The sequence below is a fragment of the Sporosarcina sp. FSL K6-3457 genome (assembly GCF_038007285.1).
Taxonomy (GTDB): domain Bacteria; phylum Bacillota; class Bacilli; order Bacillales_A; family Planococcaceae; genus Sporosarcina.
On sequence record NZ_JBBOWX010000001.1, the window covers coordinates 278,961 to 305,157 of the forward strand.

Annotated in this window: 24 protein-coding genes; 20 read left to right on the forward strand and 4 right to left on the reverse strand. The window is 41.0% G+C overall.

Annotated elements, in window-relative coordinates; genetic code table 11:
- Nucleotides 1-5: 5 nt before the first annotated feature.
- From phnE to N1I80_RS01450, 6 genes are all read left to right on the forward strand, one after another.
- Nucleotides 6-812, forward strand: a complete 807-nt coding sequence (gene phnE, locus N1I80_RS01425) for a phosphonate ABC transporter, permease protein PhnE (RefSeq protein ID WP_340736193.1) — start codon at nt 6-8, stop codon at nt 810-812.
- 64 nt (nt 813-876) lie between these two features.
- Nucleotides 877-2,808: a DNA-binding protein gene (locus tag N1I80_RS01430; protein ID WP_340736194.1), complete on the forward strand. Its 1,932-nt coding sequence runs from the start codon at nt 877-879 to the stop codon at nt 2,806-2,808.
- A gap of 204 nt (nt 2,809-3,012) precedes the next feature.
- On the forward strand, nt 3,013-4,590 hold the full coding sequence (locus N1I80_RS01435) for an amidohydrolase (protein ID WP_340736195.1): 1,578 nt from the start codon (nt 3,013-3,015) through the stop codon (nt 4,588-4,590).
- Nucleotides 4,580-5,461 (forward strand): phosphotransferase family protein, encoded by an 882-nt coding sequence (locus N1I80_RS01440; RefSeq protein WP_340739941.1) that lies wholly within the window; start codon nt 4,580-4,582, stop codon nt 5,459-5,461. The genes N1I80_RS01435 and N1I80_RS01440 overlap by 11 nt, the downstream gene beginning before the upstream one ends.
- A 16-nt stretch (nt 5,462-5,477) precedes the next feature.
- Nucleotides 5,478-6,299, forward strand: a complete 822-nt coding sequence (locus N1I80_RS01445) for an HAD family hydrolase (protein ID WP_340736196.1) — start codon at nt 5,478-5,480, stop codon at nt 6,297-6,299.
- An 80-nt stretch (nt 6,300-6,379) separates the two neighbouring features.
- A complete protein-coding gene (locus N1I80_RS01450; RefSeq protein ID WP_340736197.1) occupies nt 6,380-6,571 on the forward strand; it encodes a YwbE family protein in 192 nt (63 codons plus the stop codon).
- A 28-nt stretch (nt 6,572-6,599) separates the two neighbouring features.
- Here the strand turns inward: N1I80_RS01450 and N1I80_RS01455 are convergent, their stop codons facing one another.
- Together N1I80_RS01455 and N1I80_RS01460 are read right to left on the reverse strand one after the other, a co-directional pair.
- Nucleotides 6,600-7,814 (reverse strand): MFS transporter, encoded by a 1,215-nt coding sequence (locus N1I80_RS01455; protein WP_340736198.1) that lies wholly within the window; start codon nt 7,812-7,814, stop codon nt 6,600-6,602.
- A 19-nt stretch (nt 7,815-7,833) separates the two neighbouring features.
- Nucleotides 7,834-8,880, reverse strand: a complete 1,047-nt coding sequence (locus N1I80_RS01460) for an ArsR/SmtB family transcription factor (RefSeq protein ID WP_340736199.1) — start codon at nt 8,878-8,880, stop codon at nt 7,834-7,836.
- Between the two features lie 179 nt (nt 8,881-9,059).
- Between N1I80_RS01460 and N1I80_RS01465 the strand changes: the two genes are divergently transcribed.
- Entirely contained in the window at nt 9,060-10,232 is a 1,173-nt protein-coding gene (locus N1I80_RS01465) for a PstS family phosphate ABC transporter substrate-binding protein (protein WP_340736200.1), read from the forward strand.
- A 210-nt stretch (nt 10,233-10,442) separates the two neighbouring features.
- Complete coding sequence (locus N1I80_RS01470) at nt 10,443-11,459, forward strand: NAD(P)H-dependent flavin oxidoreductase (protein ID WP_340736201.1); 1,017 nt, start codon at nt 10,443-10,445, stop codon at nt 11,457-11,459.
- A gap of 184 nt (nt 11,460-11,643) precedes the next feature.
- Here N1I80_RS01470 and N1I80_RS01475 read toward each other — a convergent pair whose 3' ends face one another.
- On the reverse strand, nt 11,644-12,330 hold the full coding sequence (locus N1I80_RS01475) for a hypothetical protein (protein ID WP_340736202.1): 687 nt from the start codon (nt 12,328-12,330) through the stop codon (nt 11,644-11,646).
- A gap of 178 nt (nt 12,331-12,508) precedes the next feature.
- On the opposite strand from N1I80_RS01475, the gene N1I80_RS01480 reads away from it, so the two are divergent.
- Genes N1I80_RS01480 through N1I80_RS01495 form a run of 4 tightly spaced genes read left to right on the forward strand, consistent with a single transcriptional unit; the run spans nt 12,509 to nt 14,729 of the window.
- Nucleotides 12,509-12,874 (forward strand): LptM family lipoprotein, encoded by a 366-nt coding sequence (locus tag N1I80_RS01480; RefSeq protein ID WP_340736203.1) that lies wholly within the window; start codon nt 12,509-12,511, stop codon nt 12,872-12,874.
- A gap of 22 nt (nt 12,875-12,896) precedes the next feature.
- Nucleotides 12,897-13,406, forward strand: coding sequence for a YcxB family protein (locus N1I80_RS01485; RefSeq protein ID WP_340736204.1), 510 nt, complete (start codon nt 12,897-12,899; stop codon nt 13,404-13,406).
- A 37-nt stretch (nt 13,407-13,443) separates the two neighbouring features.
- Nucleotides 13,444-13,752 carry a hypothetical protein gene (locus tag N1I80_RS01490; RefSeq protein ID WP_340736205.1) on the forward strand — a complete coding sequence of 103 codons (309 nt, stop codon included), beginning with the start codon at nt 13,444-13,446 and terminating at the stop codon, nt 13,750-13,752.
- A gap of 56 nt (nt 13,753-13,808) precedes the next feature.
- A complete protein-coding gene (locus N1I80_RS01495) occupies nt 13,809-14,729 on the forward strand; it encodes a S16 family serine protease (protein ID WP_340736206.1) in 921 nt (306 codons plus the stop codon).
- A 110-nt stretch (nt 14,730-14,839) separates the two neighbouring features.
- On the opposite strand, the gene N1I80_RS01500 is transcribed toward N1I80_RS01495, so the two are convergent.
- A complete protein-coding gene (locus tag N1I80_RS01500) occupies nt 14,840-16,138 on the reverse strand; it encodes a M48 family metallopeptidase (RefSeq protein ID WP_340736207.1) in 1,299 nt (432 codons plus the stop codon).
- A 283-nt stretch (nt 16,139-16,421) separates the two neighbouring features.
- On the opposite strand from N1I80_RS01500, the gene N1I80_RS01505 reads away from it, so the two are divergent.
- The 8 genes from N1I80_RS01505 to N1I80_RS01540 all read left to right on the forward strand — a co-directional run bounded on the left by N1I80_RS01505 (nt 16,422) and on the right by N1I80_RS01540 (nt 26,004).
- Nucleotides 16,422-17,387: a LacI family DNA-binding transcriptional regulator gene (locus N1I80_RS01505; RefSeq protein WP_340736208.1), complete on the forward strand. Its 966-nt coding sequence runs from the start codon at nt 16,422-16,424 to the stop codon at nt 17,385-17,387.
- Nucleotides 17,388-17,504: 117 nt separating this feature from the next.
- Nucleotides 17,505-18,446: an ABC transporter permease gene (locus N1I80_RS01510; RefSeq protein WP_340736209.1), complete on the forward strand. Its 942-nt coding sequence runs from the start codon at nt 17,505-17,507 to the stop codon at nt 18,444-18,446.
- 21 nt (nt 18,447-18,467) lie between these two features.
- Complete coding sequence (locus N1I80_RS01515) at nt 18,468-19,343, forward strand: carbohydrate ABC transporter permease (protein WP_340736210.1); 876 nt, start codon at nt 18,468-18,470, stop codon at nt 19,341-19,343.
- Between the two features lie 18 nt (nt 19,344-19,361).
- The gene (locus N1I80_RS01520; protein ID WP_340736211.1) at nt 19,362-20,966 is read left to right on the forward strand and encodes an extracellular solute-binding protein; all 1,605 of its coding nucleotides are present in this window, start codon (nt 19,362-19,364) and stop codon (nt 20,964-20,966) included.
- A gap of 18 nt (nt 20,967-20,984) precedes the next feature.
- The gene (locus N1I80_RS01525; RefSeq protein ID WP_340736212.1) at nt 20,985-22,439 is read left to right on the forward strand and encodes a glycoside hydrolase family 32 protein; all 1,455 of its coding nucleotides are present in this window, start codon (nt 20,985-20,987) and stop codon (nt 22,437-22,439) included.
- Nucleotides 22,440-22,464: 25 nt separating this feature from the next.
- Entirely contained in the window at nt 22,465-23,334 is an 870-nt protein-coding gene (locus N1I80_RS01530) for an ROK family protein (protein ID WP_340736213.1), read from the forward strand.
- Between the two features lie 222 nt (nt 23,335-23,556).
- Nucleotides 23,557-25,410 (forward strand): GH32 C-terminal domain-containing protein, encoded by a 1,854-nt coding sequence (locus N1I80_RS01535; RefSeq protein ID WP_340739942.1) that lies wholly within the window; start codon nt 23,557-23,559, stop codon nt 25,408-25,410.
- Between the two features lie 18 nt (nt 25,411-25,428).
- Entirely contained in the window at nt 25,429-26,004 is a 576-nt protein-coding gene (locus tag N1I80_RS01540; RefSeq protein WP_340736214.1) for a maltose acetyltransferase domain-containing protein, read from the forward strand.
- Nucleotides 26,005-26,197: the final 193 nt, after the last annotated feature.

Consider the following 26,197-nt stretch of genomic DNA (forward strand, 5'->3'; position numbering starts at 1 on the left):
TGCCTATGAATGCGATTGAAAAACAAATCCAGATGCAACCTACTTACCATCTAACAAATATTTTTACAGGACTTGTAATCATCATCCTTCTGATTTGGTCCGTATCTGCGTTTAGTTTAAACAATCTAACTGAAAACGGTCTGACGATTGCGAAAAATATTTTACTTGGATTAGCCAAGCCGGATTGGCAGTTACTGATGAATGTTACTACGGGTGGCGTGCCCTACTTATTAGTAGAAACGATGGCCATTGCCTTTTTAGGAACGATTATTGGAGCGATTTTGGCGATTCCTCTCGCCTTCCTGTCAGCCTCAAATATAGTGCCAAAACCACTTGCGTTTGTCGTACGATTACTGTTAATTTTTGTTCGCACAATTCCAGCGATTGTATACGGTCTGATGTTTATTCGTGTAACAGGACCTGGTCCGTTTGCGGGGGTACTTACAATGTCACTCACGTCGATAGGGATGCTTTCGAAGTTGTATGTAGATGTCATTGAAGATTTAGATATGAAAGTATTAGAATCGATGGAATCCATTGGCTGTACAACGTTAGAAAAGATTCGCTTTGGTATATTACCACAGCTCTCGGCTATGTTTTTGTCGATTGTTATTTATCGTTTTGATATGAACTTACGTGATGCTACTGTGCTTGGCTTAGTAGGAGCCGGTGGAATTGGTGCACCACTCATATTCGCTATGAATGCTTATAAATGGTCTGAGGTTGGTTCCATTTTACTAGGGCTTATTGTACTCATTTTAATGATTGAATATATATCGAACAAAATTCGTACAAAACTTGTAAGGGGGTGATTGTAGAAAAACTTGCCTTGTCTCTGTCCCTTCGCCAGCGGAAAAAATGATTTGGAGGAAACCAATGAGAAATTTAAAACGACTATTCGTATTACTCACTGTTGCTATTAGTTTTTCTTTCATTGATGTCAATGTATCTTTCGCTGAGGGACCAAATGATCAGGCTCCAATTTATCATCCAAGTAATCATAATGGAAAAAAGGTGTTGTTTGATAATAGTCATGGACAAACTGCTGGCCAATCCGACTGGGTGATTGATGGCGCCTTCTCTGATTTTGCTGAAGCGTTAGTTGCTGAAGGGTATATTGTTGAGGAATTTCGAAGTCATAGCCCTTTAACATCAGGCGATTTAATCGGTTATGATGTTTTCGTTATTCCAGAAGCACAAATTCCTTTTAAAGTAACTGAGCAAAATGCAATTGCTTCGTTTGCTGAACAAGGTGGAGGTGTGTTCTTCATTGCTGATCATTATAATGCCGATCGCAATCTAAACCGTTGGGATTCTAACGAAATCATGAATGGTTGGCGTAGGGGTGCATATGACAATCCCACGTTAGGTATGTCTACTGCCGAGTCACTTGCTTTAACTGGTGTCACTAGTTCGAATTGGTTGAGTGATGAGTTTGGTGTACAATTCCGATACAATGCACTAGACAATACTGTCGCAAACCAAGTCGTTTCTCAAAGCGAATCATTCGGTATTACGGAGAATATAAATGAAGTTTCAATCCATGCGGGGTCAACTCTAGCAATTACTAACCCGGAAGTTGCTAAAGGCATTGTTTATCTTCCTACTGGGTTAACAGTATCTGCAAATAAATGGAGTAATTCTGTTGACCAAGGTGTGTATGCTGGCGGAGGGGTTGACGAAGGTCCCTTTGTAGCGATTAGTAAAAAATTAGATGGTAAAGCTGCTTTTATCGGCGATTCTTCACCTGTAGAAGATGCCACGCCAAAGTATTTAAACGAAGAAACAGGTGCAAAGAAACGCACGTATGATGGCTTTATTGCCAATGACAATGGAGCAATTCTAGTTAACATTATTAATTGGTTAGCTACGGAAGAAAGCTATGATAGTTTTACAGAGACAAGTATTACGCTTGATAGTGTAACGCCGCTTTTATCAATGGAGCTTCCAGAAAATTCAACAGAAATTCTTAATGAACCATGGCGCAATCCAAACCTAGGTTATCTATGGTACGACCAATCAACATTTGCGGCAGGCTCGTATGGTTCAACAGTTTCACCCCCAGCAACATTTACGTATGCACTACAAACACCGCCCGTTTTAGATTATAGCGGTGATCCTTTTACAGTAACGCTTAAAGTGGAAAATTTACAACCAAATGAATCGATTAGTGGCTTAAAAATGCAAGTATACCTTGATGGTGGCACTGCCATTTCACAAATCCAAAATAGCAATGGCTCTTGGCCATCCTCATATGGTTATCAAGACATTGGTACATTAACAGCGAACAACAATGGTGTAGCACAAAAGGCGATTACGATCCGCTTGAATCCTTCGGTTACTGCAACGTCGGCTTCTATTCGCCTGAAGGATAGCAGTGGGAGCAACCTATTTACTAAAGCTGTTATCCTTGGTGAAGTTGGAGCGAATCCAGAGGAAGACTTGCAAACATTTGAAAGTGGACAGTATTTGCTAAGCTTACCTAAAGTTTTGCCAGCACCGGGAGAAGCATTCCCTGTTAACATTCAAATCGATGGATTAGCTGCTGGTGCAACGATTACGAATGCGCAAATCCAAATATATTTAGCCGGTGGTACAAGCATCTCTCAAATTCAAAATGCTGATGGGAGCTGGCCATCAAGCTACGGATACTTCAATCTAGGGACACTTACTGCCGATCCTAGTGGTGTTGCAAATAAACAGGTGATGATGCGCATCAATCCTGTTATTACTGCTTCACAAGCAAATATTAGATTACGCTTAGGTTCGGGTCATAATGTATTGACTGCTCCTATTCAGTTACAATAATTTACTATTGGAAAACCCCGTCCGCAGGCAAATAAATCTGCGGACGGGGTTTTCTGTACGGTTTACGTTTGGACAACGGGGGGAGCTGACAGAAGAAAAAGATGCCATCATCGCAAGACTAAACCACTCCTTCTAAAAGCTTTCACTGTAGCAGAATGTTGCCTGAAAGTTTACAATGGCAGTAGTGATTAGGGGGGATTTGTAATGAAAACACTTTGGCATAACGGCAAAATGTATACGATGCAACAGGAAGGCGACCGAGTGGAAGCGTTGCTGACGAAAGATGGCAAGATCATTGCGGTTGGGACATATGAGGCATTGCGTGGACAAGCTGATGAGTCAATCGATTTGAAGGGGGCAGTGCTGTATCCTGGGTTCATCGACAGTCATATGCATATGATTGGGCATGGGGAGAAGCTGCTGAGTTTGGATTTATCGCAAGCGACGTCTGCTGAACAGATGATGGGTATGTTAATGGGGGCACACGCGGGATTAGCGGCCGATGAGTGGTTTGTCGGGGAAGGATGGAATGAAAATAATTTCCCGGATAAAAAGATTTTCACGCGGCAGGAATTAGATACAGTAACGGATTCACCGATGATTTTGAAGCGGACGTGCCGGCACGCGATGTTAGTTAATTCGCGAGCGCTTGAACTGGCGGGCATTACGAAGGAAACGCCGGACCCTGTAGATGGTGTTATTATGCGGGATGCTAATGGCGAACCAACAGGTTATTTGAAGGAAGGCGCAATGGCATTGGTGGCGGATTTGATGCCAGAGCCAACGGAGAAATATTTGACGCGTGCATTGCAGAAATCAGTCGATGATTTGCTGTCACTAGGTTTGACGGGTGCGGTGACGGAAGACTTGGGCTATTACGGTGATTATCGCAATCCGATGCAGGCGTTCAGAAACGTTATTGGCGCACATAATAAATTCCGTGCACATTTGCTGCGAAGGTCAACGGTGTTTGAGCAAATGATGAAGGATAACACGACGTATGATGAACCATGGATTGAACCAGGAGCTATGAAGTTTTTCATTGACGGGGCGCTTGGCGGGAAAACAGCATTGCTAAGTGCGCCATATACTGATACACCTGAAACATCGGGTATGACCGTCGTGACGGATGAGGAAATTGATGGGCTAGTGGCGATGGCACGGAAATATGGAGAGGCGATTGCTGTTCACGTCATCGGGGATGCTGCGGTGGAAAAGGCATTGGATGCGATTGAAAAGTATCCTGTGGTTGAAGGAAAGCGTGATCGCTTGATTCATGTTAATGTGTTGCGTGAGGACTTAGTGGAGCGGATGGAAAAGCTGCCGGTTATCCTTGATATTCAGCCAGTGTTTGTATCATCGGATTTTCCGTGGGTGATGGATCGATTGGGTGAGGACCGTCTTGATTGGGCATATGCGTGGAAAAAACTGCTTGATCGCGGGTTTATTTGCGGTGGTGGTTCAGATGCTCCAATTGAAGAGGTGGATCCATTACTCGGTATTTACGCAGCGGTGGCACGCCGAAAATCGGACGAAACTCATGAAGGTTATTTGTCGGATGAAAAGCTGAGTCGTTTTGAAGCAGTGGGCTTGTTTACGACGGGAAGTGCCGGGACGATTGGTAAAGCGGATGTGCGAGGGAAGTTAGCGGTAGGATTTGACGCTGATTTCACTGTGCTTGATCGGGATTTATTCGCGGTGGATGTGGAAGAGATTGTGGATGTTAAGGTTGTGATGACGGTTGTGGCGGGGGAAGTGATGTATCGGGGTGATGATAATTAATGAAGCGAAGAACTGGATAGAGCGAGAAACAGGCATTGCGGTTCAGTCTATGAAACGGTTGCCGGGCAGTACATCCTCTATTCTGTATGAAGTGTTATCTGAAACATCAACAGTCGTGTTACGCCAGTTCAATAATGCTGAGTGGCTTATAGAGGAACCTGATGTGGTACAGCATGAGGCGGCAAGTCTTCGGAAAGCATCGGAGAGCGGACTTCCTGCACCATCGCTCATTGCGTTTGATGAAACAGGCGAGGTAAGTGGGTTGCCGTCTATTCTGATGACGAAAGTCGAAGGGCAGGTTGAACTGTTACCGAGTGATTTTACGAAGTGGACTGACGGATTAGCGAAAATGCTGGCGGCGATCCATCGTGTGGAAGCGAATGATTTTGCGTGGAAATATGCTTCTTATACGCATCCGGATGCAGTCCAACTCCCAGAATGGACAAAGAAACCGATTGTGTGGCAGGTGGCGTTTGAACAATTGCAAGGGGAGATTCCAGCATTCCGCGAGACATTCATTCACCGCGATTTTCATCCAACGAATGTATTGTGGTTGGGGGATGAAGTGAGTGGCGTCGTCGATTGGCCAAATGCATGCAGGGGCCCAGCGGGAATTGATGTAGGGCATTGCCGAGTGAATTTGACGTTGCTGTATGGTGTGGAAGTCGCGGATTTATTTTTAGCGGCTTATGAAAAGCACGCAGGCTCTTCATTTACATACGATTCGTATTGGGATATTGTGTCGGCATTCGATTTCTTAGACGGACCGCCGACTGTTTATAGTGGCTGGGCGGCATTTGGTGTAATAGGGTTGATGGATGCGATGATGGAAGAGCGGATGGATGCGTTTGTGGGGAGTTTAGTTCACTAAATTAGGGGGGCTAGAAATGGATGAAACTCAGAATGTCAAAGCAATTGTCTTAGATCTAGATGGCACTTTATTAAATTCAAAAAAGGAAGTATCTGAGAGAAGTATAAAAGCCATTTTAGAAGCTTATAACAAAGGGATTATTGTTATATTTGCCACAGCAAGGCCCCCACGCTCGGTGAAAGACTTTCTTCCTCAGAAACTGCAAGATATAGCAGCCACTGTTTATTATAATGGTGCTTTAGTAAAGGACGATACAGCTGGGTACAGCCAGCACTATCCAATTGAATCAGCCATTACGGATGAAATTATAGAGTACGTTGCTACTCGTCATCCTGAAGCTCCCCTCTCAATCGAGTCAGAAGATATATGGTACAGTCATCAAATCTTGGATTACAAAAATGCTATGAATACAGTAACAAATCCAACTATAGTTCCACTCAATGAGTTGAAAAAAATCCAAGCTTCAAAGCTATTAATAACGGATTATCCTTATTATGAGCAGCTACGAAAACAGTTTGAACATAAGGTGAATATAGTATGTACTGACGCCGGAACGCTGATTCAAATTATGGCAAAGGGTGTTTCCAAGGGGCGTGCTATTAGAGATCTTTGTATGCAAAAGAATATTCCAATGAGTAGTGTAATGGCATTCGGTGATGACTGGAACGACTTAGAACTATTTCAGGCATGTGGTTTCCCGATTGCCATGGGGAATGCAATACCGGAGCTGAAAGATATAGCCTATTTTGTTACTGGTACGAATGATGAAGAAGGCGGCGTGGCACGAGTGTTGGAAAGGTTAGTTGGTATTGGGGTTATGAAAAAAGGAAATCATTAATCCTCGTTATGTTAAACTAGAACTAATAAGTGGATATCGACTAACGGAATGAATGCTTCAAAAGAAAGGAAGACTAACCAATGAGCGGACAAAATCGTGCAGATGTAAAACCGGGCTTAAAAGTGGCGGTTATTTTAAAGAAAGACCAACGAACGGGTGTGAAGACAGAGGGCGTCGTCAAGGATTTATTGACCAACTCAAGCTTTCACCCACACGGCATTAAAGTACGCCTCGAAGACGGACAAGTCGGTCGGGTTTGTGACATATTGTGATGAAAGAAGGATAGCTACATGCCCGTAGCTATCCTTCTTTGTACGATGTCCCATCAATAAACTTAAAATAAGGAAAAACAATCCCGATCATCGACACAACACTAATAATTGAGCCAATCAAAACATATAAAGGTCTAATCCCCCATAGCTCACTCACAACGCCTCCGACAACAATTCCAATCGGCATCGCCGCGCGAATAATAACGAGCCGAACTGACATCACTTTGCCCATCAAATGATTTGGAACTGTCTGCTGACAAATCGTGATGTTGTGAATGCTAAAGAAAGCCATCGCTATGCCTGCAATCATTTCCACAACAATCGCTACTGTAATAGTCTGAATAACCCCCAGCGCAATATAAGTAAAGCCACCAACTACCAAAGCACCGAGCATGACCATTCTCCGACTTTGGAACTTCACTTTCCCAACCAGCATAGATCCGACCACATAGCCTAAAGGAAAGCCAGCCATAAATAAGCCATAATCCTTGTAATCACCTTTCAAAATATCCGTGATATAAGGCAAATTGATCACCATCGTGACTCCGACGCCAAATTGCACGAACGCAAGGAAAATCCCGAGCCAGACAATCGTCCGTTGTTGAAAGAAATAGCGAATGCCTTCTGTGAACTGCTCCAACCAGGTTGTCCGTATCACGATAGAAGTCCTTTGCTCCTTCACTGATAACAGTAGAAATCCGCTTACCGTTAGTAATATAACAACCAGCAACAGCGTCAAATTCGTTCCGACATATTCAATTACAATCCCACCAGCTACTGGTGCAAGAAACATCATCAGTCTGGTTGTCCCATCCAAATAAGCATTGGCCGCAGGTAATTGTTCCTTGGAAACAAGTGTTGGTGTAATGGCTTGACTTGCCGGAACATAAAGCGGAGTGACGAGTCCAATAATGATTTGGACCGCATAAATATGCCAGACGTCCAACCCGCCGAACATCAACGCCACAAGTGGCACAAGAAAAACCAAAGCCCTTGTCCACTGAGAGAAAATCATAATCCATTTACGACTCCATTTATCAATAAAGGGGCCACTGACTAACTGCAACAAAATGGAGGGAATGAAGTACAGCAACCACATACTGCCCAATGCCAGCTTCGATCCTGTCAGCTCATACACAATAATCGAGTTGCAAAATGTTCCAAAGGAGCCGCCTAATTCAGAGATGGCACTACCCGCCCAAAGGGAAACAAATCCACGGTTTTTCAAAATAGGATTATTCATAAACCACTCCTTTTAGCCGTTATTGTTGTAAATAAAGCTCTAACTCTTTGGATAATGCAGCTAGTGATTGCTCTTTTAAATAATAGTTCGAGGATCGATTGCCAACTAAAGAAGCGGCTCTTAAAATCTTTAAATGGTGATGCACAGTCGATTTACCTAGCTCCAATTGCTCGGTAATTTCTTTTAGCGAGTAGTCACGTTCAGATAAAAGCTTAATCATGCGAAGCCTCACCTCATCACCCAACGCCTTATGCTTTTGAATGAATAAGTAATTAGGCAAATACTTATCATCCGGGAAAATACTCGTGTTAGGAATCGGATAATAGAAAACTTTCGTACCTTCAATATCTGAAACAATCGTCCAAGGTCGATACGTTAGTTGGGGGATTAACAAAACCCGGTGAACACTAGGCTCAGGGGCATATTCTGTCCCATCAGTAGCCCACGCCACAAACTCTTCTGGAGAAAGTTTTTCTTTCATACTATTTTTTTCATCGAAATCCCTTTTCAAAATGGTTAGCAAATGATCCGCGTCAGCATGAATAACTGCTTCAATCCATAACGACATGACAGCGAGTAAATGCATTTTTAAATCAACAACATTCACCTGACAGATAAACTCAATATAAGTAGGGAGAAACGGATTGTCCTTAGCAGCTTCCTTCATAGAATCGACAGACTCCTGATTACCGTTTGCTGCAAGTGTTCTGCATTGTTGGAGAGCTGTCCCGAAGTACGGAAGACAATAATATTTAAATTGTTCATCATTCAAGTTATGGACATAGTCATTGAATTTATCCAAGTCATTCGAGTTGCTTTCAAAAGCATGTAAAAGCTGTAGTAAGCTTTTCCAAGTATTATGTTGTTCTACATAATCGAGTTCGTTTTTTAACGCAGTGGGCATTTCAAGTCTAAGCTGTTCAAATTCACCATTCTTTTCTAAGGTGTCTACTAAAGGCGTATTCGTGATAGCGGCGATGCCTAACGCACTTTCCCATAATAAAGAATACTCAAGTTCAACTTGGTAAGACTCTCTTTTTCTACCTGTAATGGTTAATAGGTTCATGTCATTTCACCCTCTTCCTTCCAGACTAGTATAACTAATCCGACTATAATATTCAACTTATATAGAATTATTTATTCTATATATATAGTATGACGAAAAGTCTATTCATCTCCACAAATAATGTTTTTTTGTGGTAAAGTTCACTTATATCCGAATGGTTCAAAAATGGGGGTAGTGATGTGGAGAAAAATAAAGATAAAGAAGTGTTACGAAAAGCGGGTGACGTTGTATTATTCATCGTCATTATGGGATTTACTTTGCCAATTATGCTCATGGGGATGCTATATGTTTGGTTTGGTGGGCTCCCCTTTTTACTGCCGCTGTTGCTAGTACTTTATGTGTCGGTGGGGGCTATGTTAGTTGTGACTCTGTTTAATAAAAGTAAGCATAAAAAAACTGTGTATCGCATCATTATGGGGGCCATCGTCTTGTCATTAATCCCTGCGATTCCAGGTATTTACGATAAAACAAGGCATGTCGTTCGAGATGGTTATGTGGATACAACTAGCTATGCACCTTTTCACGAGCATTCACAAGTAGTAACCCTGAAGGAGCCTTCAACGCTAAAAATTGAAGATAATCTTCCCATTCTGGATGGTGCGACGGCGCTGTATCCTATTTACTCGGCATTTGCGCAGGCTGTTTACCCTGAAAAAGAATATTATCAGCATGATAGTGAGGTGATGTCGAATCGTACGGGAGAAGCCTATAATAATCTGATTAACGGCAGAGTCGACATCATTTTTGTAGCAGCTCCATCTGACCAGCAGCTGGCGACGGCGAAGCGATTAGGTAATGAATTGAAGCTGACACCTATAGGTAAAGAAGCCTTTGTGTTCTTCGTCAATGATAAAAATCCTGTGCAAAGCTTGACGGAGGATGAAATCAAAAGCATTTATGCGGGGGACATTACAAATTGGAAAGAGGTTGGTGGTAAGAACAAAGACATTCGTGCCTTCCAGCGGCCGCAAGATAGTGGTAGTCAGACAGCTCTTCAACATTTTATGGGGGACACGCCAATAATGGATCCACCTGTTGAAGATATTGCGTCACTGATGGGAACAATCATCGACCAAGTATCCGATTATAAAAATTACAACAATGCGATGGGCTATACGTTTAGATATTATTCAACGGAAATGACGAACAATAATAGCATTCGTTTACTAGCGGTAAATGGTGTAGAGCCGACGAAGGATACCATTCGATCAGGCGAGTACCCGATTACCAATGAGCTGTATGCGGTGACTGCTGGTAGTGATAATCCACATGTTGCCGAGTTTATTGATTGGATATTGTCGGAGCAAGGGCAGGAAATTGTGGAGAAGACGGGGTATGTATCGATTAAATGATTGATTTTTGTAGTAGTAAAGTAGTGTTTCGCCAATAAGTTGCTCGTAAGCGCCAATAACCGGACTAGGAGCGCCAATAAAAGCCTGATGAACGCCAATAACGGTACCGCAAGCGCCAATAAATTCTAGTCAATGCAATAATTATTTGAAAACTCTCTTTACACAATTCATTGAAAACAGACTACATTTGTATAATTGGAGGAAAATATGATGAAATGGACAACACGGTTGGAAATCGATCACCCTATTATCCAAGCCCCAATGGCAGGTGTGACGACGCCGGAGTTTGTAGCGGCATCTACAGAAGCGGGCATACTTGGCTCGATTGGAGCAGGCTATCTTTCGGCGGAGGAAACACGGAAGTTTATTCGTGAGGTGAAGGAAAGAACGGATAAGCCGTTTGCGGTGAATTTGTTTGTGCCGGAGCAGGTTGAAATGCAACAGCTCTATTTGCGAGAAGCTTATGAGGCGTTGCAGCCGGTTGGCAAGCAGTTGGGGATGCCGTTTTGGAAGACGCCGTTGTCGGAATCACAGTTTGATGGGCAAGTGCAAGTCGTAGTGGAGGAAGGTGTGAAAATTTGTTCATTCACATTTGGATTGCCAGATGAAAAGATTGTCCGATTGCTGAAGGACAATGATGTCTATCTTATCGGAACGGCGACGACGATAGAAGAGGTGAAGCTAGCGGAACAGGCCGGGATCGATGCGGTTGTTGTGCAAGGCAGTGAGGCTGGTGGACATCGAGGCTCTTTTGCCGGGGAAGTGGTATTGATACAGTTGGATGAATTGCTGAAAGAAGTTCTGGCAGCAGTGAAAATTCCAGTTATCGCGGCAGGTGGCATTGCAACGAAAGAAAGAGTAGCGAGTGTACTAGCGTCAGGGGCGCAAGCTGTCCAAATCGGAACGGCATTGCTTGCGGCAGATGAAAGTGGTGCACATCCTGTCTACAAGCAAGCTATTTTGGCAGCGGATGAAGGAGGTACGACTGTCACTAAAGTCTTTTCTGGCAAAGCAGCACGCGGCATTCGCAACCAATTCATGCTAGAGATGAAAGACACGGTCATTGCACCGTATCCTTATCAAAATGACTTGACGAAGGAACTCCGTAAAGCAGCGGCGCAGCAAGGGAAATCGGAATTCATGTCGCTATGGGCGGGGGAAAGTGTGCATTTGACTACGAAGGGAACTGTAAAGGAAATTCTTGCAGAACTCTATAATCCGCTATAATAGGATTATCTAAATTCAGATAAAGCCTCGTACGGTTGTCACGGATTTTCAAGAAAACGGAACAAGTAAGTTGAATAAAATTAAAGTTCAAACTTGGTGAATATCGTGTTTATGCCTGGGGGGAATAAACTGGTTTATTGTCCCCCATCTCACTTTGATTAACAAGTTAGATGGATATCACTAACTATCGAGTTGAGCCTGAAAACTCAATTTGCTTACTAGTTAATATCTCTACCCATTCACTGTCATTCCAAATGCCGGGGTTATCAATCGTTATATTTTCTCCACGCACCATGAAATCATAGGTATCTTTTCCACCTGTATACCAATCAGCAATGACTAACTTGCCGTTTACATTCTGTACAAGAAATTCAGTGGATTCACCATAACCACCTGTAAATTTTTTAATGTGCACAGGTAAGTATAAATAGAGATAATCTCCATCCACGTCATCAGTATATTCGACTTCCCAAGCGTCAATCTCAATATTTTTCACCTTACTATTTAAATTTCCTTTCAGATCATATTGGGATTGAATCTTCTTTTGCGTATACTGTTTAAGGTTATCATTATCGATAAATGTATCTAATTCAATATCTGAACCGTTCCAGACCGCTTTATAATAGTCAGTCAGCGCGCTCACACACAGTTCATAAGCCATTTCAGAATCCTGAATGGATAGTTCCGCCTCATTCTTAGCTACATATTCGGGAGAATCTTGTAGTACATTCTGTTCTGTATCAGACGTAATTTCAGTGTTTACAGTACGATCTGCGCTGCTTTCTTCCAAGACTATAGGTGCATCGATACTAGTATCCTTTACACAGGCACTCAGAGTAAATAAGACTACGAACAGATAAGCAAATTTCATTGTATTCCCTCCCATTTAAGTATGAATTGATATTTTGAAGCTAGGATTAAGCATATTTCAACACAATTCATCGCCTGTTTTTCCATTATCTTATATAATATACTTGAAAGTACTCATATTATAATTAAAATGTAACACTGTATAACTAAAACCGTCTACTCTATACGGAGGGATATGTATGAATAGATGGTTATTAGTAGTATGCATGATTTTATTACTTGTCTTCTTAACAGGCTGCAATACAGGATACAAAGGAAATCCAACGCCTAAGGATTTTCTAGGAAATGCTGAAGCGGATATATTTGTTCTCGATAACATCGTTCATTCTAATGCACAGGATGTAGATTGGATTCAAGGATTTGACTATACACTAGTTGAACAAATTGCAGAAATCACAAAACAATCGAGCATATCATGGAAATTCAAAAGTGGCACTGCCAACAAATTACCTGCTGGAACAAAAATCTATAATACGGATTCGGGATTCCTCATTGCCATTGTAGAAGGTGTAGAAATTCCCTATTTAGCAATATATGAAGGATAGTTAAACCTAAAGGAGGATATTTATGAACATTCACTATGAGTTAACAGAAGAGGACTATATTAACTTCAATTTGTACCACATCAAGCATTCTAAAATGGGCAAACGGTCTTTGCTGTTACAAAGGATTGTCACGCCATTTCTCTACATCATTGTAGCTTATCTATTTTCAATGATAGGCAATCTACCTTTTTTGCCACTGTTTATCACTTTTTTCATCGTGAGTGCACTATGGGTTATTTTTTATCCAAAATATTTTTATAGGCTCATTGCCCGTAATGCGAAAAAAATGATTAAAGAGGGCAAGAATGACGATTTATTGGGCAATCATCAGCTGCAAATGTCAGATGCAGGATTGGTAGATACGACTGCCAATAAAGAAACAAAAGTTACGTGGTCGGGCATAACAAGTGTGAAAGAAGACGATGGTTATTTCTTTCTCTACAATAGTTCCGTGAGCGCTTATATCCTTCCAAAAAGGGAGTTAGATCATGTGGATGAAGTGCGGCAGTATATTCAATCGAGGGCATCATGAGTGAAGAATAACGTTGTTATTCAAAGGTGGGATTCGCTTGAGAGTTGGTTATAGTATTTTAAGAGAAATTCATAAGAAGCATTTCACACCCAATGCCGAGGATTATGGGCTCAAAGAAAGAGAGTTCGAAAACTTTGTTTTTTTATTGGAAAATCAAGAGTATGTGGAAAGAGTGCTGAGAGTGAACGACGAATTCTCTTTAAACGCAGCTCGTGTAACCCAAAAAGGAATAGAGTTGCTAGAAGAACATCGACAATACGAAGAATCCTATCCAGAAAGAGAGAATTTGAAGGCGTGGGTACAAATTGAAAAAGAGTTGTATGCCAATGAAGCAGAAAAAGAATAACCTATGTACTCATACTTTCAAAATCAATCATTGTCTAGTAAAGGGGTAACATAGAGATGGCGAAGTGGAATGAAAAACTGGATAGGTCGAGCAAGTTATTAGCATTTGTTTATAGCATTCTCATCGTAGTCCCAGTCTATAGCCTATTAGGAAATGCTTATTATGTAGATTATCTAAATAGCTTTATATTATTAGGGACACTGCTAGTAATTCCGATTGTTGCTTTAATCTTCCTGATTATTTTCCGGAGAAACAAATTTAAGAGTCTTACCATCACTTTAGTAATCGTATGGGGAGTGATCTTTTGTAGTTATGAAATACGACTCCTAGACTACGAAGGTAATACCTATAGAGTAGATAGTTATAGAGAACCAGAAGAATTGCTAGAAAAATCGGGAATACATATTTTAGTTGTGGGGTTGAATGATATTTATTATTTAGAAGATAAAGAGGTGATAAAGGATACCTATGGAAAAAATGGTATTCAAATTTTGGAGATGCATAAAATTAAAAATCGAGACAAATATAGAAGCAAGACAACAGAGCTAAAACAATTTTTCGGATTTGGCAAAGAGGAAAATGCATTTCAATTGATGGGCGAAAATGTAAGAAATTATATTGATGAAGACATCGAATTTATTAACGAATTTCTTAGTCGAGAAAATCTAGAGGGAGATAGTGCTGGGCTAGCATTAGGTCTTACTGCAATGATTCATCAAGGGAATTTCGTAAATGAATTACCCATTGGCGTTACTGGGACACTGGAACCTAATGGTGATGTCATGCCAGTTGGCGGGATAAAAGCGAAAATGATGATTGCGGAGCAAAACAGTTTCCCAGCTGTACTAATCCCATTGGCGAATCGAGAAGAAGCAGAAGTTGTGAGATTACAACAGGAACTAACTATAGAAATCTTACCTGTTAGCCATATCGATGAAGCTGTACTAGCCATTAAGGAATTGAATGCGAATCAGTAAAAATATACATTCGATCGATAGAATCCAGTGTTATTTTGCTAATTAATATAAAAGGCACCAGCCCTAAAACAGTTCAGGAACTGCTTAAGACTGGTGCCTTTTAGTTGTGATTACATATGATTTAATACTTTCTCAAATTCCTCAGTTGTCGTAACGTTTAAATAATCGAGTGCAGAATAGCCAGCAGCATCTTCCAGCGTAGGATCGGCACCTGCGTTGTATAACAGTGCGGCGATATCATACGATTCGTTTGCTAGCGCTGCAGTTAGGGCAGTGGAATAGTCATCCGAATCATTAGGATTCGCACCTTCATGGAGTAGCAATTCGACAACTTCTGCTTCAAAGTTATAGACCGCATAATGAAGTGCAGTCGTTAGTTCATCATCTTGCGCATGGATATCGGCTCCTTGGGAAATATACGCTTTCACTTGTGCAAGGTCGCCATTCGCTGCTGAAATCATAAGCGGGGTAGCGGTTTCAGGGAAAACATAATCCTGTGCTTCAGTTTCAGCAGACTCTGTGGCAGTCGGGAATAGGGTTGCAAAAAAAACAGTCCCCATAACAAGCATAACGACGACTCCAATATAAAGAAAGAACACAGCTGCCCCAGAAATGAGTGCGCCTACTGCTATTTTTCCGTTATTCGGTACGAAGTTTGGTGTATCTTCCACATTCATAAAGTGACCTACAGCTTGAATTCTTTTTGGTAATAATGGATGAGTAGACGATATTTCCGCAAACCAAACAGCTACATTAGATTCGCTATGTATTTGCTCCAAATAAGCAAAATCATTTACCTCTTTGTAAAGACTTTTCCCGATACTTAAGATAGTAAGTGCACGTTTTGCAGCCGGGCCGTCCTGTATGTAGTAGGCGGCACTCCGGTCACATGTATATTCGCAAGCACGGCTATAGGCTTGGGAAAGAAAAGGAATAAAAGCAGCAGGGAGAGTAAGGATACTCTTCCAAACATGTCTACGCTGCACATGGGTCAACTCATGCGCGATAATAAAATCAAGTTCCTTGTCACCTTTTTCACGGGCTAATTCGAATACTTCCGAATAAATAACAACCATGTTGCGTCCAAAGAATCGTGTGGCAAAGGCATTAAAAGCTCCTTCGGAATGAATGACAAATACATCTGGCACCTTTTTAAGCTCCATTTTACGCGCTAACTCAACAACACGCTCATGCACATCCGGAAATTGCTGCTCACTGACTCGAACGCCATTCCCCCTTATACTGCCAAGCATGATGGCATTTGAAAATAAAATAAATGCAAGAATAACTAGTGCTATGCCAATTCCAATAATACTAAGCGTAACAATCAGATAGATAAAGGCACTAATGATCACACTAATGACGAAATACGGTGTTTCTTTACTAGAGGTTATAGATGCTGAGTTCAATCCACATTCACCCTTTCGAAATAAAGTTTTACATACAAATATAAATACTAGAGAGTTATCCAAATACAGTCAATAGGTATAGATGCTTCTTAGTTACGGAAAAATTAGTGAATAGGAACTATTGGAATATAAATAAGAAAACGTATCGATGAGGAAGGATGTGTTTTCTTGTACTCTACTTTACAACCTTGCAAGATGCTTCTTTAGCAAGTCATTAGCTAGTAGTATATGCTAAGATATAATTAATATTGGGAATAAATATACTTTATTAAGGAGACACATTATGAAAGTGAAATTAGAAGATGTTGCGAAGGCGGCAGGGGTATCCCCGACGACTGTATCTCGCGTGTTGAATAATAGAGGCTATATTAGTGAACAGACGAAAGAAAAAGTGGAGAACGCTATCAAGGAATTAAATTATTATCCTAATGATGTTGCGAGATCACTATTCAAAAAGAGAACGAATTTTATTGGGTTAATCGTTCCAACAGTTAGTAATCCCTTTTTTGGAGAATTATCGTTGTATATTGAAAATATCTGTTCTTCTTTGGGCTATAAGATTATTCTTTGCAATAGTTCAGGGCAGCTTGAAAAAGAGAAAGCTTACTCGACGATGTTGATTAGACATCAAGTAGATGGTATCATTGTTTGTTCGTATAACCGGGGAATCGATACGTATAAGTATCCGAAGCTTCCGATTGTTGCGATTGACCATTACTTAGCACCGACAATACCTGTAGTGGGTTCTGATAATTACATGGGTGGAAAAATGGCGGTACAGCATTTGATCGATCGAGGATGTCGATCAATTATTCATATTAACGGTCCTCTTGAATTGGAAACACCTGCTCAATATAGGCGGAAAGCTTACGAGGATCTGGTTGATAATCCGAGTACATATGAATTGCAGTTTGATGATGAAGATATCGTATTAGCGATTAGAAAAATTTTAGTGGAACGACCTGAAACAGATGGTATATTCGCTAGTGATGATATAATGGCAGCCGCCTGTTTGCAAGTTGCAAGAGAATTGAACATCCAAGTGCCTGAGCAATTAAAGGTCGTTGGCTATGATGGTACGAAAACAACGAGAAGCTTATTACCTCAGCTCACGACGATTCAACAACCGATTGAGGAAATTGCTAAAACAGCTGTGAAAAAACTAATGGATATGATTGATAACTCTGAACTTTCAGGTCCCTATGAAACGACATTGCCTGTTCAACTGTTAATCAATGAGACAACCTAATTTTCTTGAGATTAGGTTTTTTTAAAATTATTTTATGTCAAGCGGTTGACATATGAAAGCGGTTGACATATTATTAACTCACAAATCAAAAAACAGTTAAGGGGGCTATGCATAGAAATGACCACTGAGACAAAAACAAACGTATCTCATAAGAAACAAAGTTTGTTACGGTATATGATTCAAAACTACACGCTGTATTTATTTTTGGCCCCAGCGATTATTTTGACAATTATCTTTAAGTATATTCCGATGTACGGATCTATTATTGCCTTTAAAGATTTTAGTCCTATGAAAGGAATATGGGGAAGCGATTGGGTAGGATTTGAGCATTTCACAAAGTTTTTAACGTCCCCCAACTTCGGAGACATTTTTATGAATACGCTTAAACTTAGTGTCTACGGCTTAGTGCTAGGGTTTCCAGTACCCATTATTCTGGCGTTAATGTTAAATCAGGTAAAACGGGCATCCATTAAGAAAAATATTCAACTCATTCTGTATGCCCCGAATTTTATCTCGGTCGTTGTCATTACAGGGATGCTGTTTATCTTCTTATCACCAATGGGGCCCATTAATACAATTTTATCGTTTTTCTTGGACAAGCCGATTTCGTTCATGTCTGATCCAGATGCATTTGTATCCATCTATATTCTTTCTGGTATTTGGCAGGGAGCAGGTTGGGCTTCTATCATTTATGTGGCAGCGCTTGCAAATGTGGATCCTCAGCTCCATGACGCAGCAACCATTGACGGCGCATCTCTATTACAAAGAGTACGACATATCGATCTGCCAACGTTAAAACCGATGATGGCTGTGCTATTCATCCTTGCGGCTGGTGGAATCATGGGCATTGGGTTTGAGAAAGCCTATTTGATGCAAACCGCCATGAATATACCAACATCTGAAATTATTGCAACGTATGTTTACAAAGTAGGGCTTCAAGCTGGAGACTATGCGTACTCATCAGCAGTTGGATTATTTAACTCTATTATTAATGTGATTTTACTTATTTTCGTGAACTATGTAGTTAAAAAACTTAATGAAGGTGAAGGTCTTTATTAAAAGGAGGGGCGAGATAGGAATATGAATTATTCAAAACGAGATCAATTGCTATTAACGATAAATAAATTCGTTTTAATTATTGCTACGTTGCTCATTCTGTTGCCGTTGCTTTACGTCTTGTTAGCCTCATTTTTAGATCCTAACGTCTTGCTGAGCAAGGGCATATCATTCAATCCGGACGATTGGAGTGTACAAGGTTATGTAAAAATTTTGCAAAACGAAGCGATTATTAGAGGATTCTTCTACTCGATTCTGTACTCAGTAGGATTTGCTATAGTGACAGTTGTTGTTTCTATATTCGCTGCCTATCCACTATCTGTTGAAGGGTTTAGAGGAACGAAAGTCATTATGATTTTCTTCCTCATTACGATGTTTTTCAGCGGTGGTTTAATCCCTACGTATTTAGTGGTCAAGGATTTAGGGATGTTAAATAGCATATGGGCCATTATTTTGCCGGGGGCCATTAGTGTCTGGAATATTATTTTAGCCAGAACTTATTTCAAAGCCATCCCTAAGGAACTCCAGGAGGCAGCTAAAATTGATGGTGCATCAGATTTAGTTATATTCTTTAAAATCATTTTACCGCTATCCAAACCGATTATATTTGTACTCGCGTTATATGCCTTTGTGGGCCAATGGAATTCTTATTTTGACGCAATGATTTACTTAGAAGATGCCAAATTACATCCATTGCAATTAGTATTACGTTCTATCCTGATCCAAAACGAGGTACAACCAGGAATGATTGGCGATCAGCTTGCCATGGCAGAGCTGAAAAAGATGTCTGAAATGATTAAATACTCATCTATTATTCTTTCTAGTTTACCGCTAATCATTATGTATCCTTTCTTCCAGAAGTATTTTGAAAAAGGCGTAATGGTTGGTTCAATAAAATAAAAAAATGGGGGTTTTAGTATGAAGAAGGGCAACAAAGCATTAGCAGCTTTACTCGTTACAGGGTTATTATTCGCAGGATGCAGCAAGGACAGTGGCACATCATCTGAAGCGTATGAGCTAAAAGATATTACCTTTCCATTGGAAGAAGCAGTGAGCTTAAAGTTCATGACACAAAGCTCACCTTTAGCACCGACAGATCCGAATGACAAGTTAATTTACAAGCGATTAGCAGAAAAAACGGGTGTCAATATTGAATGGAAAAACTATACGACGGATTCATTCATTGAAAAGAGAAACTTGACGATTGCGAGTGGTGATTTGCCAGACGCTATTTTAGACGCTGTTTACAGTGACTATGATCTTCAGAAATTAGGGAAGGATGGCACGATTATTCCCGTGGAGGATCTCATCGACCAGTATATGCCGAATTTGCAAAAGGTATTGGAAGCAAAACCGGAATACAGGTCTATGATTACGGCAACAGATGGCCATATTTACGCCTTTCCTTGGATTGAGGAGTTAGGCGCAGGGAAAGAAAATATTCATTCCATTGATACATTCCCGTGGATTAACGTGGAGTGGCTCAATAATTTAGGATTGGACATGCCAACCAATATGGAAGAACTAAAAGAAGTGTTACTCGCTTTCAAAAATGATGATCCAAACGGCAATGGCCAGGCTGATGAAATTCCACTATCTTTCATTATTAACCACGGTGGAGAAGACTTTGCATTTCTATTCAATCCATTTGGTTTGGGCGACAACTGGGATCATACAGTCGTTTCCAATGATGGTGAAGTCATCTTTACAGCAGCGGACGAAGGCTATCGTGATGCCATGATGTATTTTGCTGACCTCTATAAAAATAATTTAATTGATGAAGAAGCTTTCGAACAAGATTTCAATACGTATGTGGCTAAAGGGAAAGACGAGAAATACGGTTTATACTTCACGTGGGATAAAGCTAATATTAGTGGCGACAACGACCACTATGAACTAATGCCTCCACTTGCTGATGCTGAAGGCAATATCCATGTTGCACGCACAAACGGTATGGGCTTTGACCGTGGAAAAATGGTTATCACAAGTGCTAACGAAAACTTAGAGTTAACAGCCAAATGGATTGACCAGCTTTATGATCCTGTGCAATCTGTGCAAAATAACTGGGGAACTTATGGAGATACAGAGCAACAAAACATCTTTGAGTATGACGAAAGCGCAAATATGCTGAAGCACCTTGCACTAGAAGGAACGGCACCAGCTGAATTACGACAAAAAACAAATATTGGCGGACCATTAGCCATTCTGGATGAATACTATGGCGTTGTTACGACAAAACCAGATGATGCAGTAGGGCGACTAAATCAAATGAAGGAAGTCATGTCACCACATATGAATGCCGACAATATTTATCCGAAAGTATTTTTCTCTCTGGATGAATTAAAAGAGCTGTCAAGCATCGAAACAGACCTATTCGCTTATGTGCATAGAAAACGTGCAGAGTGGATTAAAACTGGAAAAGCTGAAGAAGAGTGGGGCGAGTATTTAGCAGAGCTAGATCGATTGAAATTCCCTACATGGCTACAAATTAAACAGGATGGTTATGACCGAAATTCAAACTAACAGAGGAGGAAATAGTGATTGGCGACTTATAATCTTGAGAAATATAGACCAACTTTGCATTTTGCACCAAAGAAAAATTGGATGAATGATCCGAACGGAATGGTTTATTTTAAAGGGGAATATCATTTGTTCTTTCAGCATAATCCGAATGATAGCATATGGGGTCCCATGCATTGGGGCCATGCTGTCAGCAAAGATATGATTGACTGGCAGGAGCTACCGATTGCACTCTATCCAGATGAACTAGGGACTATTTTTTCAGGAAGTGCTGTAGTTGATTGGCATAATACATCAGGATTTTTCCCGGATGAGCCAGGAATTGTAGCGATTTTTACGCATCATTTGGATAAGGCTGATGGAACGTCGGCCATTCAAACCCAGAGCCTTGCCTATAGTCATGACCAAGGCCGAACATGGACGAAGTACGAAGGGAATCCTGTACTCGGGCATCCGACAAAAGTAGATTTTAGAGACCCGAAAGTGTTTTGGCATGCGGAAACAGCCAAGTGGCTGATGACGTTAGCAACAGGGCAAACGGTTACTTTTTACTCTTCACCAAACCTAATAGACTGGCAGTTTGAAAGTGAGTTTGGAGATAATATTGGCTCTCATGATGGCGTTTGGGAATGCCCTGATCTATTTGAATTAGCTGTAGATGATGGTGAAGAGAAGAAATGGGTGTTATTGGTCAGTATTGGGGACAATCCTCAATTTGACAGTGGCTCTAGAACGCAATACTTTGTAGGTTCTTTTGATGGCTCTACCTTTATAGCTGATACTGAAGAGATTCAATGGCTAGATTTTGGAAAAGACAATTATGCTGGTGTGAGTTTTTCAGATATTCCTACGGAGGATGGTCGAAGAATCTATCTAGGCTGGATGAGTAATTGGCGCTATGCCAACGAAGTACCGACTGAGGGCTGGAGAAGCCAGATGACGCTGCCAAGAACACTGGCATTACGACATGTTGGAGATCAGCTGCTGGTCGTTCAAAATCCTGTTAAGGAACTAGATTCATACTTTACGAAAATTGTTGAAATTGACGATTTGTTCATCAACAGCGAAAAGTCGAAAGTGTTTGCGGTGGATAAGCCGAGTGTAGAGATTGTTTTGGAGATTGATAATCATGACGCAAAGCAATTCGGGGTCGTGCTATCCCATACGGCAAGCCAAAAAACGGTGCTGACGATAGATGCAGAGACGAATCGAGTCAAGCTGGATCGAAAGAATTCAGGACAAATCACATTCTCAGAAAACTTTTCGAATTTCCAAGAGTTAAACCTGCAAGCTACGAATCAGGTGAATTTGCGTATTGTTGTAGATTCTTCTTCTATTGAAGTATTCTTAAATGAGGGTGCTTATGCTGTTACGAGCTTGATTTATCCGGATAAGGTTTGTGAAGAGGTTGTCCTGTTCGCATCGGGTGGAACTATCCAGTTAACAAACAGCTATATTGCAGCATCTCACTCATGATAAGGTTTGGAGAGGAGAATGTATCTTGTTAGGTGCAATTGAAGCAGGGGGAACAAAGTTTGTTTGCGCTGTGGGGGATATGGATTTTAATGTGATTGAAATGATTGAAATTCCAACAACAACTCCTGCGGAGACAATGAAAAAAGTACAAGAATTCTTTCAACAATTTGAGATTCAGGCATTAGGAGTAGGGTCATTTGGTCCGGCTGATATTAACCCGGACTCTACAAATTATGGCTGTATCACAACAACGCCTAAAGTGGCGTGGCAGCATTTTAATATTTTATCATCATTAAAAGAGCACTTGGATATCCCGATGGTGTTCGATACGGATGTTAACATTGCGGCATTGGGAGAGGCGAAGTTTGGAGCTGCCCAAGATGTTGACAGTTGTATCTATATTACAATCGGGACGGGAATTGGCGTAGGTGCGGTGAGTAACGGTAAAATGCTACAAGGGCTCAGCCATCCTGAAATGGGGCATATTTTGGTTAGAAGACATCCCGATGATTCTTTTGAGGGGGTTTGCCCATTCCACGGAGACTGTTTGGAGGGATTGGCTGCTGGACCAGCGATTGAAAAGAGATGGAATGAAAAAGCTGTGTTGCTGACAGAGCGATCTGAAGTATGGGAAATCGAAGGCTATTATATCGCGCAAGCGTTAATGACGTATATCCTAACGCTATCACCAGAAAGAATTATTTTAGGTGGCGGGGTGATGAAGCAGAGGCAAGTGCTGCCTGTGATTTACAAACACTTGCAGGCGATAAATAATCATTACTTGGCTTTCCCACAGCTAGAGGATCAGATTGCTGATTATATTGTCACTCCTGGTATTGAAGGCTTTTCAGCGATTAAAGGTGCATTTTATTTGGCGAAGGCTGAGTTGGAATAGGGAATTCTTTTGAATTCGCTTTAGGATTTAATTTATCTATATAAGTTGAATTAATTTTTCTCCAGCTGATTGGAGTCGCCGCTCGTAACGGAAATCGGCGGGTAGTCGGATTATTTAATTCAAAGTATATAGAAAAGAAATGAGAGACCAAACCGATTGTTTTCAAGGCAATTGGTTTGGTCTTAAATTTTGCTTAAATAAAGGAGTGAGTATATTTTGAAAATGAAAAGACTTACTGCTACGCTAATAGGGATATTGGTTTTACTAGTTGGGTGCAGTGAAATTGAACAAAACGAAAAGGGTGAGAGTGATTTGAAAGCAGTGGGCCTAAATAAAATGGAGGTAGCGAATGCTGACTATTATACGGAAATGTATCGGCCACAGTATCATTTTTCAACACCATCAGGGAATTTAGCGGATCCAAATGGACTTATATATTTTGATGGAGAATATCATTTATTTCATCAGAAAAATGGTAACTGGGCGCATGCGATTAGTACTGATATGCTTCATTGGGAACACTTGCCCGTCGCTTTAGAGCATGATTTACTGGGGCAAGCCTTATCGGGGAGCACGGTTGTAGACTGGAATGATTCCAGTGGATTATTTAATGGAAAAGCTGGTTTAGTTGCCTTTTATACAAGTACTGAGGGCGGTGAGGCGCAGGGGATGGCGTATAGTAAGGATAAAGGGAGAACATGGGAGCGCTATGCAGGCAACCCGATTATTGAAAATCCTGGTATCAAAGACTTCCGCGATCCGAAAGTGTTTTGGCATGAGGATACAAATAAGTGGGTAATGGTGATTTCTACAAATCAAAGTGTTACGTTTTATAACTCTGATAACTTGATTGATTGGACGTTCCAAAGTCAATTTGGAGATGATGAAGGTTCACATGTTGCAGTATGGGAGTGCCCGGATTTATTCCAACTACCTGTCAATGGGGATCAAGGGAATCAGAAGTGGGTTCTGCATGTGAGTGTTGGAGATAATGATACAACGAATGGTTCAACAGCTCAATATTTCATTGGAGAGTTTGATGGAACGACGTTTGTGAATGACAATTCCCCAGAAACAGTGTTAACGACTGATTTCGGACAAGACTTTTATGCGGCACAGTCATTTTCCGATATCCCTGATGAGGATGGTAGAACAATTTGGCTAGGCTGGATGGCGAATTGGCGCTATCCATACCAATCTCCAACGGATCCATGGATGGGCTCCATGTCGATTCCGCGTGAGTTATTACTTCGGACCATTGAAGATGGTAGTATTCGACTGTTCCAAGGACCTATTCAAGAAATAGAGAGCTTACGGGCAAATGCGCATCATATGGAGGCATTTCGATTAGAAGGTGATTATCCGATTGATGCATTTGCGAGTACAACATTTGAATTTGAAATGATTGTAGAATGGGACGCTGTAGAGGAGTTCGGTATTCGTCTTCGTCAATCCGAAGAGGAAGAGGCTCTATTTGGCGTCGATACAGCAACGAATAAGATCTTCTTGGACCGCTCGAATGCGGGGTTGGAACAATTGACAGATCGGAACGGAAATATGTATCAGTTTGGGAATCGTCACGAAACAGATTACCCAATGGAGCGAAAGCAGATTAAAATCAGAGGTCTTGTAGATGAATCTTCCATTGAGTTATTTGTCAATGAAGGTGAATTCGTGTTTACTAAATTGATTTATACAAAGCCGACGAATAATGCTATTGAATTGTATACAAAGGGTGGCAGCGTGGATGTCGTGCTATTGGACTTCTTTGAGCTACATTCTACATGGCGAGAACGTCCACGGGCGGATGAAATGACGGGTATTGTAGTTAGCGAAGAATATGCCACATTAAAAGTTGGAGAAACAACAACTATTCAAGCGCAGGTGAAGCCGAATGGTTATGATTATAGTGATGGTTTTACATGGGAAATTGAACAGCCGAATGTAGTGGGAATTACAGAGCAGGATGATTCAATGATTTCATTGGAAGCCTTGAAGCCTGGCGTTACAAATATCACTGTGAGTGATGCGAGTGGGAAGGTTACGAAAGTGATGAAGGTCAGGGTTCATTCGTAATAGAGGAGGAGAAACACAATGAAAACAGAGAAAGAAAAAATGCTAGCTGGTGAATTATACCTTGCCGCTGATTCCGAATTAGTAAAAGGGCGGGAAAATGCCCGCCGATTAACAAGGGTTTTTAATGAAACGTTGGAAACGGAGCTTAGTGAACGGACTGTATTGCTAAACGAGTTATTTGGTTCAGTTGGGAAAAATATATACATTGAACCTACTTTACGCTGTGACTACGGATTTAATATTCATGTTGGTGAAAATTTTTACGCCAATTTTGATAGCGTATTTTTGGATGTTTGTGAAATAAGAATTGGCGATAACTGCATGATGGCCCCGGGTGTTCATATTTACACGGCTACTCATCCATTAGATCCTACGGAGCGAAGTTCTGGTGCCGAATATGGCAAGCCTGTAACAATCGGTGATAATGTATGGATTGGCGGGCGCGCGGTTATTAATCCTGGAGTTACGATTGGTGATAATGTGGTCATCGCGTCAGGTGCGGTTGTGGTAAAAGATGTACCGGATAATGTAGTTGTAGGTGGAAATCCTGCGAGGGTTATTAAAGAGATTGATGTTGCGGGGACTCGTGGGTGAATTGGTGAAATTGAATGTGATTTTTGAGATTCGCTGATAAATATCTGAATCAAGGAACTAGCCCGCCCTTTCATTGAAAAGGACGGGTTCTTTTAAGCTCCTGATGAGAATTGCAGGGCGGCACCCATAATCATAGCAATTAACAGAATGGTGTAGGATGAAGGTAATTCATTTTTAACGTATAAATTAGAGG

Bases quoted from the DNA above. Each gene is read 5' to 3' on its own strand.
- phnE (WP_340736193.1), top strand. From the start codon at position 6: ATGAATGCGATTGAAAAACAAATCCAGATGCAACCTACTTACCATCTA.
- N1I80_RS01430 (WP_340736194.1), top strand. From the start codon at position 877: ATGAGAAATTTAAAACGACTATTCGTATTACTCACTGTTGCTATTAGT.
- N1I80_RS01435 (WP_340736195.1), top strand. From the start codon at position 3,013: ATGAAAACACTTTGGCATAACGGCAAAATGTATACGATGCAACAGGAA.
- N1I80_RS01440 (WP_340739941.1), top strand. From the start codon at position 4,580: ATGATAATTAATGAAGCGAAGAACTGGATAGAGCGAGAAACAGGCATT.
- N1I80_RS01445 (WP_340736196.1), top strand. From the start codon at position 5,478: ATGGATGAAACTCAGAATGTCAAAGCAATTGTCTTAGATCTAGATGGC.
- N1I80_RS01450 (WP_340736197.1), top strand. From the start codon at position 6,380: ATGAGCGGACAAAATCGTGCAGATGTAAAACCGGGCTTAAAAGTGGCG.
- N1I80_RS01455 (WP_340736198.1), bottom strand. From the start codon at position 7,814: ATGAATAATCCTATTTTGAAAAACCGTGGATTTGTTTCCCTTTGGGCG.
- N1I80_RS01460 (WP_340736199.1), bottom strand. From the start codon at position 8,880: ATGAACCTATTAACCATTACAGGTAGAAAAAGAGAGTCTTACCAAGTT.
- N1I80_RS01470 (WP_340736201.1), top strand. From the start codon at position 10,443: ATGAAATGGACAACACGGTTGGAAATCGATCACCCTATTATCCAAGCC.
- N1I80_RS01475 (WP_340736202.1), bottom strand. From the start codon at position 12,330: ATGAAATTTGCTTATCTGTTCGTAGTCTTATTTACTCTGAGTGCCTGT.
- N1I80_RS01480 (WP_340736203.1), top strand. From the start codon at position 12,509: ATGAATAGATGGTTATTAGTAGTATGCATGATTTTATTACTTGTCTTC.
- N1I80_RS01485 (WP_340736204.1), top strand. From the start codon at position 12,897: ATGAACATTCACTATGAGTTAACAGAAGAGGACTATATTAACTTCAAT.
- N1I80_RS01495 (WP_340736206.1), top strand. From the start codon at position 13,809: ATGGCGAAGTGGAATGAAAAACTGGATAGGTCGAGCAAGTTATTAGCA.
- N1I80_RS01505 (WP_340736208.1), top strand. From the start codon at position 16,422: ATGAAAGTGAAATTAGAAGATGTTGCGAAGGCGGCAGGGGTATCCCCG.
- N1I80_RS01510 (WP_340736209.1), top strand. From the start codon at position 17,505: ATGACCACTGAGACAAAAACAAACGTATCTCATAAGAAACAAAGTTTG.
- N1I80_RS01515 (WP_340736210.1), top strand. From the start codon at position 18,468: ATGAATTATTCAAAACGAGATCAATTGCTATTAACGATAAATAAATTC.
- N1I80_RS01520 (WP_340736211.1), top strand. From the start codon at position 19,362: ATGAAGAAGGGCAACAAAGCATTAGCAGCTTTACTCGTTACAGGGTTA.
- N1I80_RS01535 (WP_340739942.1), top strand. From the start codon at position 23,557: ATGAAAAGACTTACTGCTACGCTAATAGGGATATTGGTTTTACTAGTT.
- N1I80_RS01540 (WP_340736214.1), top strand. From the start codon at position 25,429: ATGAAAACAGAGAAAGAAAAAATGCTAGCTGGTGAATTATACCTTGCC.